General features: G+C 75.1%; 14 protein-coding genes and 3 tRNA genes. 8 read left to right on the top strand and 9 right to left on the bottom strand.

The features are described 5' to 3' along the window. Nucleotides 1-7: 7 nt before the first annotated feature. Nucleotides 8-796, top strand: a complete 789-nt coding sequence (locus IF01_RS0135640; RefSeq protein ID WP_051756856.1) for an SDR family oxidoreductase — start codon at nt 8-10, stop codon at nt 794-796. A 143-nt stretch (nt 797-939) separates the two neighbouring features. Next, complete coding sequence (locus tag IF01_RS0135635) at nt 940-1,668, top strand: tyrosine-protein phosphatase (RefSeq protein WP_051740628.1); 729 nt, start codon at nt 940-942, stop codon at nt 1,666-1,668. Between the two features lie 59 nt (nt 1,669-1,727). Here the strand turns inward: IF01_RS0135635 and IF01_RS0135630 are convergent, their stop codons facing one another. After that, the gene (locus IF01_RS0135630; RefSeq protein ID WP_051740626.1) at nt 1,728-2,192 is read right to left on the bottom strand and encodes an RICIN domain-containing protein; all 465 of its coding nucleotides are present in this window, start codon (nt 2,190-2,192) and stop codon (nt 1,728-1,730) included. Beyond that, nucleotides 2,189-3,394 (bottom strand): low temperature requirement protein A, encoded by a 1,206-nt coding sequence (locus tag IF01_RS0135625; protein WP_051740625.1) that lies wholly within the window; start codon nt 3,392-3,394, stop codon nt 2,189-2,191. Before IF01_RS0135625 ends, IF01_RS0135630 begins: the two co-directional genes overlap by 4 nt. 245 nt (nt 3,395-3,639) lie before the next feature. Between IF01_RS0135625 and IF01_RS42815 the strand changes: the two genes are divergently transcribed. Together IF01_RS42815 and IF01_RS0135615 are read left to right on the top strand one after the other, a co-directional pair. Further along, entirely contained in the window at nt 3,640-4,860 is a 1,221-nt protein-coding gene (locus IF01_RS42815) for a hypothetical protein (protein ID WP_063764389.1), read from the top strand. A gap of 178 nt (nt 4,861-5,038) precedes the next feature. Next, a complete protein-coding gene (locus IF01_RS0135615) occupies nt 5,039-5,374 on the top strand; it encodes a hypothetical protein (protein ID WP_051756851.1) in 336 nt (111 codons plus the stop codon). A gap of 46 nt (nt 5,375-5,420) precedes the next feature. Here IF01_RS0135615 and IF01_RS0135610 read toward each other — a convergent pair whose 3' ends face one another. The 6 genes from IF01_RS0135610 to crcB (IF01_RS0135585) all read right to left on the bottom strand — a co-directional run bounded on the left by IF01_RS0135610 (nt 5,421) and on the right by crcB (IF01_RS0135585) (nt 11,303). Continuing rightward, nucleotides 5,421-6,263 (bottom strand): TIGR02452 family protein, encoded by an 843-nt coding sequence (locus IF01_RS0135610; RefSeq protein WP_030397767.1) that lies wholly within the window; start codon nt 6,261-6,263, stop codon nt 5,421-5,423. A gap of 169 nt (nt 6,264-6,432) precedes the next feature. Next, on the bottom strand, nt 6,433-8,790 hold the full coding sequence (locus IF01_RS0135605) for a DEAD/DEAH box helicase (RefSeq protein WP_030397766.1): 2,358 nt from the start codon (nt 8,788-8,790) through the stop codon (nt 6,433-6,435). Nucleotides 8,791-8,999: 209 nt separating this feature from the next. Further along, nucleotides 9,000-9,833, bottom strand: a complete 834-nt coding sequence (locus IF01_RS51230) for a hypothetical protein (RefSeq protein WP_157855445.1) — start codon at nt 9,831-9,833, stop codon at nt 9,000-9,002. Nucleotides 9,834-10,027: 194 nt separating this feature from the next. Further along, nucleotides 10,028-10,402 (bottom strand): fluoride efflux transporter CrcB, encoded by a 375-nt coding sequence (crcB, locus tag IF01_RS0135595; protein WP_030397764.1) that lies wholly within the window; start codon nt 10,400-10,402, stop codon nt 10,028-10,030. Beyond that, a complete protein-coding gene (locus IF01_RS0135590) occupies nt 10,399-10,827 on the bottom strand; it encodes a DUF190 domain-containing protein (protein WP_051756849.1) in 429 nt (142 codons plus the stop codon). Before IF01_RS0135590 ends, crcB (IF01_RS0135595) begins: the two co-directional genes overlap by 4 nt. Continuing rightward, nucleotides 10,824-11,303: a fluoride efflux transporter CrcB gene (gene crcB / locus IF01_RS0135585; RefSeq protein WP_078880589.1), complete on the bottom strand. Its 480-nt coding sequence runs from the start codon at nt 11,301-11,303 to the stop codon at nt 10,824-10,826. Before crcB (IF01_RS0135585) ends, IF01_RS0135590 begins: the two co-directional genes overlap by 4 nt. Nucleotides 11,304-11,383: 80 nt before the next feature. Here crcB (IF01_RS0135585) and IF01_RS0135580 point away from each other — a divergent pair, with 80 nt between their 5' ends. From IF01_RS0135580 to IF01_RS0135565, 4 genes are all read left to right on the top strand, one after another. Then, on the top strand, nt 11,384-11,725 hold the full coding sequence (locus IF01_RS0135580; protein WP_030397761.1) for a metallopeptidase family protein: 342 nt from the start codon (nt 11,384-11,386) through the stop codon (nt 11,723-11,725). A gap of 166 nt (nt 11,726-11,891) precedes the next feature. Continuing rightward, nucleotides 11,892-11,964, top strand: a tRNA-Glu gene (locus IF01_RS0135575). A gap of 65 nt (nt 11,965-12,029) precedes the next feature. Beyond that, nucleotides 12,030-12,103, top strand: a tRNA-Asp gene (locus tag IF01_RS0135570). A gap of 27 nt (nt 12,104-12,130) precedes the next feature. Further along, nucleotides 12,131-12,204: transfer RNA gene (locus tag IF01_RS0135565), tRNA-Phe, on the top strand. A gap of 241 nt (nt 12,205-12,445) precedes the next feature. Here the strand turns inward: IF01_RS0135565 and IF01_RS0135560 are convergent. Beyond that, nucleotides 12,446-12,566, bottom strand: a 121-nt coding sequence (locus IF01_RS0135560; protein WP_030397760.1) for a cold shock domain-containing protein, incomplete at its 5' end; no start/stop codon positions are given.

Below are 12,566 nucleotides of genomic sequence, written 5' to 3'. Positions count from 1 at the left end.
ACGAACCATGTCGACTTCGAACGAGTTCGCCCAGCCGCACGGGTCCGACCCGGCCGGTGTACTGCTGATCACCGGCGCCGGTCGCGGCATCGGCGCCGCGACCGCCCTGCTGGCCGGACGGCGGGGGTACCGGGTCTGCGTCAACTACCGCTCCGACGAGGCCGCCGCCGCCTCGGTGGTGGACGCCGTCCGGGCCGAGGGCGGGGTCGCGCTCGCCGTCCGCGCCGATGTCACCCGCGGTGCCGAGGTGGCCCGGCTGTTCACCACCGTCGACGCCGAACTGGGGCCGCTGACCGGGCTGGTGAACAACGCCGGGACGCTGGAGCGGCAGGGCCGGCTGGAGGACATCGACGAGGAGCGGCTCAACCGGATCTGGGCCGCCAACATCACCGGACCGTTCCTGTGCGCCGCGCAGGCCGTCCGCCGGATGTCCACCCGGCACGGCGGGCGGGGCGGCGCGATCGTCAACGTCTCCTCCGCCGCCTCCCGGCTGGGCTCGCCCAACGAGTACGTGGACTACGCGGCGGCGAAAGGGGCCGTCGACTCGATGACCCGGGGGCTGGCCCTGGAGGTCGCCGACGAGGGCATCCGGGTCAACGCCGTCCGACCCGGCCTGATCCACACCGGCATCCACGCCCTGGGCGGGGAGCCCGGGCGGGTCGACCGGGTCGCGCCGAACCTGCCGATGAAGCGCGGCGGGCAGCCGGAGGAGGTCGCGGAGGCGATCCTCTTCCTGCTGTCGCCGGCCTCCTCGTACACCACGGGCGCCTTCCTGGACGTCGCCGGCGGGCGCTGACCCGGGCGGGCGCCGGTCCGGCGGGCGCCGGTCGGGCGGGTCGGTGGCGCCGGCGGTCGCGGGTCGGTGGCGTCGGCGGTCGCGGGTCGGGCGGAATGCGGGATTCCTTCCCCTGGCCCGGTCCGCGACCTTACGGTGGGGCCATGACCGACGACCTGCCGGACCGTGAAGCCGACCTGCCGTCCTCTTTCATCGACATCCCCGGAGTGCGCAACTTCCGCGACGCCGGCGGCGTCGGTGCGCTCCGCCGGGGCGTGCTGTTCCGCTCCGGCTCCTTCCACACCCTCGCCCCGGAGGGCGCCCAGCGGCTGAAGGCCCTGGGCCTGCGCACCGTGATCGACCTGCGCAGCCCGGTCGAGATCGAGGTCTGGCCGGACCTGCGGCACGGCCTGGACCACGAGGCGCTCAGCCTCCCCACCCTGCCCGCCGACCGGGAGGACACCGACCGGCCGTGGCCCGCGGGCCAGGAGGAGCTGTACCCGTTCATGGCCTCCACGGCCGGCCCGTCACTGGTCGCCGCGATCCGCCGGCTCGGCACCCCGGGCGCCCTGCCGGCGGTCGTCCACTGCGCCGTCGGCAAGGACCGCACCGGTCTCACCATCGCGGTCGTGCAGACCCTGCTGGGCGCCTCCGAGGACGACATCACCGCCGACTACCTGCTCTCCAACGCCGGCCTCGGCCTGCTGGACGGCCCGGCCCCGTACATCGACGAGACCGGTGCCGAGCGGATCTCCCGCCCGATCTCGGAGGAACTGCTCGCCTCCTCCTTCGCCTGGATCCGGGACCACCACGGCACCGTCCCCGCCTACCTGCGCGCCCACGGCAGCACCGACGAGGACCTCGCCGCCCTCCGGGCCAACCTCTCCGCATAGGGCGAGCCCCTCGGCCCCCTCGGCCCCGGACGGCACGCGGCGACGCGGCCGGCCGGGGCCTACTGGCGTTCCAGGTGCCACCACTGGGTCGGGGAGTCGGTGTCCTCCCACTGGTGGACGGGGTCCGGCGGGGCGGCCGGGTCGGACGGGGGCGGCGGGGCGGTGAGGGCCTTGCCGCTGACGAAGCTGGTGAGGGTGCAGGTGCCCGGGGCGTCGAGATGGTGCTCGACCAGCCACTCCTGCGCGCCGAAGGCGTTGGCGGACCACTGCTGCACGGGCACGCCGTTGTCGGTCGCGGCGCCGGTGACGTCCAGCCGCTTGCCGCCGGCGACGTTCTCGAGGTGGAACAGCGCACCGCCCGGATGGACGGCGGTCAGGCTCCAGAGCTGGGCGTCCGAGCCGTCCTCGGGGGCGAGCAGGACTTTGACGCCGCTGCGGCGGCTGCCGCCGGGGACCTCCAGCAGCAGGCCGGTCGCGACGTTCCGGATCCGGTAGCGGCCGTCGGTGATCTTGTGCTCGGTCACCCGTGGAGTGTCCCACCGGGCACCGACAGTCCCGCCCGCCGCGCCGAGGTCCGCTGCTCCCAGCCGAAGGCCGCGCCCAGGGCCAGCACCACCGCCGCCACCTCCGCCAGGGCCGAGACCGTGGTGCCGAGCAGGGTGCCGGCCGCGACCGCGGCGGCGGCGAGCAGCCGCGGCAGGTTGGGCCCGAGGGAGAAGGTGCGGCGGACGGCGGTGTTGACGGCCAGGAAGACCGCCACGCCCCCGGCCAGGGCGGCCGCCTGGGCGGCGGTGATCGGCGACCCCGGATGCGCGACCGCCGACTTCACCCCGGCGGCGAACAGCAGCACCCCGAGCAGCAGCCCGTAGTGGCCCAGGTTGTAGACGCTGACGGCGAGCCGGTTGCGCCGGTCGGAGGGCAGCGAGGCCATGTGGTGCTCGGCGCGGGCGTCGTCGTCGTGCCCGAAGTACGCCCACCAGAGCCCCACGCAGACGGCCAGGCTCAGCAGGGCGACACCGATCAGGGGGGCACTCGGCTCGGCGGTGCCCGCGCCGACGCCGATCGCGATCACCGACTCGCCGAACGCGATGATCACCACCAGCCCGTGCCGCTCGACGAAGTGGTCCGCGCGCAGCTGGAAGCTGGGCAGGTCGACCAGCCGGGGTATCGCGAACTGCAGGGCGAAGGCGGCCGCCCAGAAGGTCAGCTGGACCGAGCCCGTGAGGTAGCCGCCGGCCACCACCAGCCCGGTGTTGAGCAGATTGAGCCCGCCCATCCGGAGCACCGACCGCAGCGGCACCCCCGACATCGCGAACATGCCCGTGTGCACGGCCACCACCAGCAGGTACGCCCAGCCGAAGGCGACACCGCTGCCCTCGAAGGCGTGCGGCACGGAGAGCGAGATCACCAGGAAGCCGGCCATCGCGAGCATCAGCAGGAAGCGTCGGCCGTGGGTGCTCGGCGGCATGGCGTTGGTCAGCCAGATGAAGGCGTCGTACATCCACCAGATCACCGCCAGCATCACCAGCACCTGGGTGAGGCCGCCAGGGGTGAGGTGGTGGGCCAGGCTGCCGGTCAGCTGGGTGACGGTGAAGACGAACACGAGATCGAGGAAGAGCTCCAACGGCGCCGCCCGGAGCGAGGGCTCGGCGGTCGCGTCGAGGAGAACGGGCGCGGGAGTGGGGGCGGTGGCTCCGCCGGCGGCGGAGGTACTGGTCGCGATCACCCGCGCGAGTATGGGGGACGACGGCCCGTTCCCGCCGGGGTTTCCGCCGGCCGGGCGGCGATCCGACGCCCGGCCGACACCGGCCGGACGCCGCCCGGCCACCGGTGCGCGCGGGAGGCGGTGCGCGCGGGAGGCGGTGCGCGCGGGAGGCGGTGCGCGCGGGAGGCGGTGGTGGGCAGCGGCGGGTGTCGGTGGGCGCCGACCCGGGCGGGGCCGGGGGACGGCGGGCGCCTATGCTGCCGCGAATGGTGTTCGACCCTCATTCCGCGCAGGACGGCCGCCCCACCGGGCCGTCGGACCGTCAGCAGTCCGCCCTCCTCGGGGCGGTGGCCGCCCTGGAGGCCGCCGTGGCCGGACTGACCGAGAATCCGGACGGCGGTGGTGAGCGCTTCGACACGGCGCTGCGCCGGCTGGGCGGACTGCTCGGGCCCGCCGGGGAGGCGGAGTCGGCCGCCGTAGGCCCCCGGCTGGCCGCGCTGCTGCTGGACACCCCGCTGTTCCCCCGGGCGCACCTGGCGATGATGGTCGGCGCCTGTGTGGAGCGCGGGGCCGACCCGGTGGCCTGCGCCGACGGCGTCCTCGCCGGGTTGCGCGAGGCCCTGAGCGGCGCCCTGCTGCTGATCGAGCGGTGGGCGGAGACCGGGGCGGACGCGGACCGGAGCGCCGTGCGGGACGGCGGTGACGTGCGGGACGGCGGTGACGAGGACCAGGACCAGGACCAGGACGCCCTGCCGGATCCGGACCGGGAGGACCCCGGCCGCGCCCGGGCGCGGATCACCGAACCGGGGCGGACGGACGGATGGCACGCCCACCGGGCCGTGGCCGGCTGGTGGACGCTCCAGCTGTGGCAGCAGGCCGCGTTCGCGCTCTGCACGCACGCCGCCGTACGCCGGGCCGCCCGCGACTCCGGCGTGGGCGGCGTGCTCACCGAGCTGATCGACCGGTACCGCGAGCGGTCCGACCGGCACGACCTCAAGGGCCTGCGGTACCTGGCCGCCGCCCTCGACGACGAGCCGCTGCTCGTCCTGCACCGCGCGAGCGGGACCGGCTATCTGCTCCGGATGGACGGTCTGACCGACAACTTCCAGTTGCACACGCTGCTGATCGAGGTCCTGGTCGGCGGCGGCCACCTGCCGGGCACCCGGCCGGACCCCGAGGTGGTCGCGCTCAGCCGGACCCGGTGGCTGGACGGTCGCCGGTTCATCGCGACGGGCGCGTTCAACCTGGTGGCGCCGGACGGCGGATGGATCTGGAACGAGGGCATGCCGGAGGACATCCCGGTGGTGGACGGCGTGCGGACGCTCGTCCTGGACCCGCAGCCGTACGAACGGAGCTGGGCCGCCGGGCGGTTCGTCGAGCAGGTACCCGGTGACCTGCGGCTGGAGCGGGTGCTGGAGCCGGCCGAGGCGGCGGCCCGGCTGGCGGCGGCCGCGCCCGCGCTCCCCTTCGAGCAGGCGGTGCGGTAGCGGGCGGTGCGGTAGCGGGCGGTGCGGTAGCGGGCGGTGCGGCAGCCGCCGGTGGGCCACCGGGGCGCCGGGTTATGGTCGGAGCTCCGGGGAATCCGGGGCCGGGCGCCCCGCGGTCCCGAGGAATCCGCCGCGGGTCCGCACCGGATCCGCCTGGAGTCGAGGAGTGGAACCGACGATGGCGAGGATCCCGAACACGCTCACGGCCACCGCACCCGCCGCACTGACGGCGGCGGGTGGTCTGGTCGGCGGCTACGGCGTCGCCCGGTGGAGCGGCAAGCGGCAGCTCGGCGGTGCCGTGCTGGCCGTGGCCGGCGCGGGCGCCGCCGCACAGTGGCACCGCCGCTCGGGCGCGCCCGCCGCGGCCGCCCTGACCGGGCTCTATGTGGCAGCCTTCGGCGGCTCGCACCCGCTGGCGAAGCGGATCGGCGCCTGGCCCGCCGTCCTCGCCGTCACCGGGGTGGTCACCGCCGCCTCGGCCGCCACCACGGTGCTCGTCACCCGGAAGAGCTGAGCGGCACCACCTCACCCCGCTCCCCTCACCCCTCACCGCACTGCCCTCACCCCTCTCCCCCGCCGCCGAACCGGGCCTCGAACGCGGCCCGGTTCGGCGAGACCGGCGTCCGGTCCCAGACCGCGAAGACCACCCGGTCGAAGGCCGCCCCGTACCGGGCCAGCGCCAGCTCGAAGGCCTCCGCGACCTCGGCCGGGTCGTTGCGGAACACCCCGCAGCCCCACGCCCCCAGCACCAGCGCGCGGATCCCGTGCCGCGCCGCCGCCGCGAGCACGCGCTCGGCCCGCTCCGCGAGCACACCCCGGACGTCCACCCGGCCGCCCTCGGCCCGCAGCGCGAGCTGGCCGGCGTTCGGCGCGGGCGAGGTCAGGAACGTCACCGGGTACGGCCGTGCCAGCAGCCCGCCGTCCTCGCCCCGGATCACCGGCACCCCGGGGGAGACGATCACCCGGTGGCTGTACCGGAGGTCGCCGGAGGCGCGGTGCGCCTCGTAGTAGTCCGGTGCCTCCACCAGGGAGGTGTAGAGGAGCGCGCTGCGGCAGAGATCCTCCTCCTGGGCCCGGGCTCCGCGCAGATAGCCGCCGCCGGGGTTCCGCGCGGAGGCGAAGTTCAGCACCCCGACCGGCCCCGCCCCCGCCTCGAACAGCCGACGGGCCGCCTGGACGCTGCCCTCGGCCGTGACCTCGACCGTGCCGGACGCCGCTGTCGGCCCCGGGCCGCCCGCCGCGACCAGCGCGTCGAGACCGGCCGGGTCGTACGACACCGTCCCGGCCCTGGCCGCCGCCAGGCGCTCGGCCAGATCCACGGGCTCGCCCCCGGACGCGCGGTAGCTCCCCCGCTCGGCGATGCCCTCGTTCACCGCCGCCACATCACGCAGTCTGCTGCTCATGCGGCCGACCGTAGGCGACGGGGCACGCACCGCGCCACTGGTTATTCTCAGCAATAGAACAACGGTCGCGGGGACTCCGGCGCACGGGAACGCCGAACGGCCACGGGCCCGCTCCGATGGTGCGGAGCGGGCCCGTGGCCGTGGTGCGATGCGCGAGTACTAGCCGGCGTCAGTTCTTCCAGCGCGGCTTGCGGTCGTCGCGGTTGAAGCCGGCGTTGTAGCCACCGGAGGAACGGCCACCGCGCTCGTCGCCGCGGTCGCGGTTGAAGCCGCCACCGGCCTGCGGGCGGCCACCGGAGCGGTGGTCGTCACGGCGGGCGAACGGACGGTTGTTGCTGCCGCCGCGCTCGTCGCGGTCACGGCCACCGAAGGCCGGACGGTCGCCGAAGGAACGGGCCGGACGGTCACCGAAGGAACGGCCACCGCGGTCGTCGCGGTCACGGTTGAAGCCGCCACCCTGGCCACGGTCACGGTCACCGAAGGAACGGCCGCCACGGTCGTCACGGTCACGGTTGAAGCCGCCACCCTGGCCACGGTCACGGTCACCGAAGGAACGGGCCGGACGGTCGTCGCGGTTGAAGCCGCCGCCGCGGTTGAAGCCGCCACCCTGGCCGCGGTCACGGTCACCGAAGGAACGGCCACCGCGGTCGTCACGGTCACGGTTGAAGCCACCGCCCTGGCCGCGGTCACGGTCACGGTCACTGAAGGAACGGCCACCGCGGTCGTCACGGTCACGGTTGAAGCCACCGCGCTCGCCGCGGTCACGGTCACCGAAGGAACGGCCACCGCGGTCGTCACGGTCACGGCCGGAACCGCCGCGCTCGCCGCGGTCACGGTCGCGGTTGAACGCCGGTCGCTCGGTGCGCGCCTCGCGGTACGACGGCGTGCGCTCCTCGGTCGGCTCGGCGGCGGCCGCCGGCTCGGTCACGGTCGCGGCGGCGGTCTCCTCGCCCTCGGCGGCCGGGGCCTCGTCCACGATGCCCAGCTCGGCCCGCTCGCGCGCGGCCCGCGAGGCCAGCCGGTCGGCCTCCTCGCGCAGCTCGGTGGCGCGGCGCTGCGCGCGCTCCAGCTGACGGGTCATGTCGGCGATCTCGCGCTCGGCGGCGCCGGCGATGTTCGCCGCGCTCTCGGCCTGGACCTCGACCAGCGAGCGGGCACCGGTGATCCGGGCCACCTCGGCGTCGAAGGCGTGGTCGAGGATGTGGCGGCCGGCGTCGACGCCCGCGTCCTCCATCAGGCGGAAGACGCTGCGGCGCTGGTGCGGCAGCACCAGGGTGACGACGGTGCCGGAACGGCCGGCCCGGGCGGTGCGGCCGGAGCGGTGCAGGTAGTCCTTGTGGTCGCCGGCCGGGTCGACGTTCAGCACCAGGTCGATGCCGTCGACGTGGATGCCGCGGGCGGCGACGTCGGTCGCGACGACGACGTTGACGTAGCCGTCCTTGAAGTCGCCGAGCACCCGGGTACGGGCGCCCTGGGTCATGCCGCCGTGCAGCGCGTCGGCCTTCACACCGGCCTCGAGCAGCTGCTCGGCGACGCGGTCGGCACCCATCTGGGTGCGGACGAAGATGATCGTGCGGCCCTTGCGGGCGGCGATCGCGTTGGTGATCGGCGCCTTGTCCTTGGGCTTCACCACGAGGATGTGGTGGGTCATGGTGGTCACGGCGCCGGCCGACGGGTCGACCTCGTGGGTGACCGGGTTGTTCAGGTAGCGCTTGACCAGGGTGTCGATCTCGTTCTCCAGGGTGGCGGAGAACAGCAGGCGCTGGCCGCCGGCCGGGACCTGGTCGAGGATCTCGGTGACCTCGGGCAGGAAGCCCATGTCGGCCATCTGGTCGGCCTCGTCGAGGACGGCGACCTGGACGTCGTCGAGCTTGGCGGAACCGCGGTTGATCAGGTCGCGCAGACGGCCGGGGGTGGCCACCAGGACGTCGACGCCGCGCTCCAGCGCGTAGATCTGGTTCGACATCGAGGTACCGCCGCAGACGACCTTGAGGCGCAGGCCGAGCACCGAGCCGAAGGGCTCCAGGGCGTCGGCGACCTGCATCGCCAGCTCGCGGGTCGGGACCAGGATCAGACCGCGCGGGGACTTGGCGCGGGTGCGCTCGCCGGCGGCGAGGCGGGTCAGCAGCGGCAGGCCGAAGCTGAGGGTCTTGCCGGAGCCGGTACGGCCGCGGCCCAGCACGTCCTTGCCGGCCAGGGCGTCCGGGATGGTCGCGGCCTGGATCGGGAACGGGGTGGTGACGCCGCGCTTGGCGAGGGCGCGGACGATGTCGTCCGGCAGGCCCAGGTCGCCGAAGGTGAGGGTCGGCTCGGCCTCGGCGGCCTCGTCGTCGCCCTCGGCGGCGTCGGTGGAGTCGGTGGTGTCGTCGGCCTCGGCGGCGTCGTCCGCGACGGCCTCGGTGGTGGCGTCCTCGACGGCGTCGACGGCGGCGATCAGCTCGGCGTCGGCCTCGGGGGCGGTGGTGGTGACATCGGCGGCGGACTCGCTCGCGGGCATGGCGAAGCGGGCGTCGTCAACGAGAGACATGCAAAACCTTCCGGAAGTGGCACGCGCCAAAGTCCGGGGTTCTGTTTCACAACCGCCTCTATGCGGTCAGCCACGGATCGCCGGAACGCGCCAAGGGCGCCAGATGGATGTAGGGCGCCAGACAAATGAATCAAACGAACGATCTACCACCATAGACGAGCCTGGGGATCGGAGGCAAATGCCGAGGCCAGGCTGTGATTCAAGTCCCTTCAGTGTGCGCCCGGTCCGGCGCTGGGGGCCGCCGTGGCACTGGGGGCGACCGTCGGCTCCGGGGCCGGGGTGGCGGTCGGGGCGGGTGTGGTGTGGCCGGGCTCCGGCGTGCTCGGGTGGCCGGAGGGGCTGGCGGCCGGGGCGGAGGCCGTGGCCCCGCCGGAGCGGCCGTCGCCGGTGCCGGTGCCGGTGGTGGCCCCCGTGCCGCCCGTGGGGTGCCCGGTGCCGCCGGCGGCGGCGCCCGTGCCCGCCGTGCCCCCTGCCGCCCCGCCCGCGGCGGCGGTGCCGCCCGGACGAGGTGCGGGGCTGGCGCTCGCGCCCCCCGCGGTGCCGCTCGCGCCGGGCACGGGCTCACCGGGGGCCGCCGCCGGTACGGGTTCCGCGACTGCGGGCGCGCCGTTGACGCCGCCCGCGCCGTTCCCGCCCCCGGCACCCGCCGCGCCGTTCGCGCCGACGGCCGGCTCCCCGGGGGCCGCGTTCATGCCGCCGGCCGAGGCGCTCTGGGCCTGCGCGCCCCCCGCCCGCTCCGAGCGCCCGACCGCGCCGCCCTGGTGTCCGCCACCGCTGGGCGAGGCCGAGACGGTCGGCCCCGGCCTGGCCGGCGTCCCGGCCTGGCCGACCGGCGCCGTGCGGTGCTTCTCGTCCGCGCCCGGCCCGACCGACATGCACCCCGTCAGCCCCAGCCCGGCCACCGCCAGGACCGCCACCGCCCGGGCCGCCCCGGACCGGACCACCCGCGTCCGCTCCGCTCCGGCCCGCTCGGCTCCGGCCCGCTCGGGTCCGCCTCGGTCCACCGCCGTCTCCCGCTCCGCCACCGCACGCATCGCACGCATCGCCGCCACCGAGCTCCCTCTCCCGCCCCGCCCGGGCCGCCCACCACGCGCGCACGGCCACCCTTGCGGGTGCCCAACGCGCGCCCCCGGCGCACGGACACGGGTGGACGCACCGGGAGCACTCGAACGAGCGCCTGGCGGGCCCCCTTCGCTCGGGGGTTCGACGAAGAACCGACGAGCCGTGCGGCCCCGGGTCAGCCCCAGAGGGCCCCGGCCAGCCCGGCGCCCGCGTACACCGCCGCCAGGCCCGCCACGACGCTGCCCAGGACGTTCACCAGGGCGTACCGCCCGGCCCCGCCCTCGACCAGCCGCAGCGTCTCGTACGAGAACGTCGAGTACGTGGTCAGCGCGCCGCACAGCCCCGTCCCCAGCAGCAGCTGGACCTGCGAGGACGCGGCACCGGCCGCCACCGCCCCGGTCACCAGGCCGAGGACCAGGCAGCCGGCCACGTTCACGGTGAAGGTCCCCCAGGGGAAGACCGAGTCGTGCCGGGACTGCACGGCCCGGTCGGTCAGGTACCGCAGCGGCGCGCCGACCGTCGCCCCGAGCACCACCAGCAGCCAGTTCACGCCCCGCCCTGCCCTTCGGTGCCGGTCCCGTCGGAGCCGGCGGGCGGCCCCGCGTACCGGAGCACCTCGCACCGCTCCAGGGTCACCAGCCCCGCCGGCCGCAGCCCGTCCAGCTCGGGCAGGAAGGCCCGCACCCGCTCCTCGGTGTCCACGATCACCACCGCCACCGGCAGGTCCTCGCTCAGCGACAGCAGCCGCGCCGTGTGCACCAGCGAGGACGCGCCGAAGCCCTCGATCCCCCGGAACACGCTCGCCCCGGCCAGCCCGGCGGCCCGCGCCCGGTGCACGATCTCGCTGTACAGCGGGCGGTGGTGCCAGCGGTCGTTCTCGCCGACCAGCACGGTCAGCCGCAGCGCGGGCCCGCCCAGCCGGGGCGCCCCGGCCTCCCCGGACTCCCCGGACGTTGCAGGCGCTCCGGCCGTCATGCCCGCACCCCGGTCCGCCGCAGCAGCCCGCGCGTCACCGCGGCCGCCGCCCAGACCGCCGCCAGCGCCGCCAGCAGCGTCAACGCCAGGTACCCCGCCGCCGGGCCGGGCCGCCCCTCCGCCACCAGCCGGCGGAAGTCCGCCGCGTACGTCGAGAAGGTCGTGAACCCGCCCAGCACACCGGTCCCGAAGAACGGCCGCACCAGCGGACGGACCGGACGCCCCTCGGTGATCACCACCAGGAAGACCCCGATCACGGCGCACCCCGCCACGTTCACCAGCAGGGTCGTCCACGGGAAGGCCGACGGGCCGGTCGGCCACAGCCGCCCCGCCCCGTACCTGGCCACCGCCCCCAGGGCCCCGCCGACCGCGACCACCGCCACCGCCGGCCCCTGCCCGCGCAGCACCGGCGGGCGTCGCCGCGCCCCCGGGCCGGGCACGGCACCGTCCGCCACCAAGTCCTCCGAAGTCGCCACAGCCCCATCAAACACCGGCGAACGACAGCGCCGACCGCCTGGCACACCGTCACCGCAGACCCGACAATGATCCGGTGGAGATGACCCCGGAAGACTTCGAGGTACTGGTCGCGGACGCGCTCGACCTGATCCCGCCGCAGCTCGCCGCGATGATGGACAACGTCGCCGTCTTCGTCGAGGACGAGCCCGACCCGGCCGACCCGGAACTCCTCGGCCTCTACGAGGGCACCCCGCTCACCGAGCGCGGCGAGTGGTACGCGGGCGTCCTCCCCGACCGGATCACCGTCTACCGGGGCCCGACCCTGCGCCTGTGCGAGGACCGCGAGCAGGTCGTCGAGGAGGTCCGCACCACGGTGATCCACGAGGTCGCCCACCACTTCGGCTTCGACGACCACGAGCTCGACGAGCTCGGCTGGTCCTGAGGCCCCGCCCCGGACCCCCGCCCCGGACCCCCGTCCCGGACCCCCGTCCCGAACCCCCCGGACGACCCGCCCGCCCACCTGGCCGAAACCCGTTTTGGCGATCGGCCCGACATCCCATATGCTTCTCGACGTCCCCGAACGCCGGAAACGGCGGGACAGGCCGCAAGCCCTCATCGTCTAGTGGCCCAGGACGCCGCCCTTTCAAGGCGGTAGCACGGGTTCGAATCCCGTTGGGGGCACGCAGTACCGTAGTACAGTGCAGTGAAGCAAGACCCAGTAAGACCTGGGTGGTTCGCCACCTTTAGGTCCCGTGGAGCAGTTGGTTAGCTCGCCACCCTGTCAAGGTGGAGGTCGCGGGTTCAAGTCCCGTCGGGATCGCTCGTCTCGCAAGAGACGGTGCAGTACGGCCAGGTAGCTCAGTTGGTACGAGCGTCCGCCTGAAAAGCGGAAGGTCGCCGGTTCGACCCCGGCCCTGGCCACAACCAGGAGGCCCTCGCAGCGAATTCGCTGCGGGGGCCTTTTCGTGTCGTCAGTTGCCAATGGGCACAGCGGACGCGGTCGGTCCCTCACGCCGCCACCGACGGGCCTCCGAGCCTCGGAGCACCGGAGCCTCGGAGCCTCGGAGCACCGGCCGATCGCCGCGGGAAAACCGAAAGGCCCGCACCGCGCGTGCGCGGTGCGGGCCCGGGGCCGACCGGCGGGGCCGGTCAGCGGGAAGTACTAGAGCGGACGAATGTTCTCCGCCTGCGGGCCCTTCTGGCCCTGCGTGACGTCGAACTCGACCTTCTGGCCCTCGAGCAGCTCGCGGAAGCCGTTGGCGTTGATGTTCGAGTAGTGGGCG

The organism is Kitasatospora purpeofusca (assembly GCF_000718025.1).
Classification (GTDB): Bacteria; Actinomycetota; Actinomycetes; order Streptomycetales; family Streptomycetaceae; genus Kitasatospora; species Kitasatospora purpeofusca.
Note: the sequence above shows the minus strand (reverse complement) of the source record. Positions and strands in the feature narration are given on the sequence as shown.

What these genes read in the sequence shown, in the direction of transcription:
- IF01_RS0135640 (WP_051756856.1), top strand. Translation starts at nt 8, where the DNA reads ATGTCGACTTCGAACGAGTTCGCCCAGCCGCACGGGTCCGACCCGGCC.
- IF01_RS0135635 (WP_051740628.1), top strand. Translation starts at nt 940, where the DNA reads ATGACCGACGACCTGCCGGACCGTGAAGCCGACCTGCCGTCCTCTTTC.
- IF01_RS42815 (WP_063764389.1), top strand. Translation starts at nt 3,640, where the DNA reads ATGGTGTTCGACCCTCATTCCGCGCAGGACGGCCGCCCCACCGGGCCG.
- IF01_RS0135615 (WP_051756851.1), top strand. Translation starts at nt 5,039, where the DNA reads ATGGCGAGGATCCCGAACACGCTCACGGCCACCGCACCCGCCGCACTG.
- IF01_RS0135610 (WP_030397767.1), bottom strand. Translation starts at nt 6,263, where the DNA reads ATGAGCAGCAGACTGCGTGATGTGGCGGCGGTGAACGAGGGCATCGCC.
- IF01_RS0135605 (WP_030397766.1), bottom strand. Translation starts at nt 8,790, where the DNA reads ATGTCTCTCGTTGACGACGCCCGCTTCGCCATGCCCGCGAGCGAGTCC.
- IF01_RS51230 (WP_157855445.1), bottom strand. Translation starts at nt 9,833, where the DNA reads ATGCGTGCGATGCGTGCGGTGGCGGAGCGGGAGACGGCGGTGGACCGA.
- IF01_RS0135590 (WP_051756849.1), bottom strand. Translation starts at nt 10,827, where the DNA reads ATGACGGCCGGAGCGCCTGCAACGTCCGGGGAGTCCGGGGAGGCCGGG.
- IF01_RS0135580 (WP_030397761.1), top strand. Translation starts at nt 11,384, where the DNA reads ATGACCCCGGAAGACTTCGAGGTACTGGTCGCGGACGCGCTCGACCTG.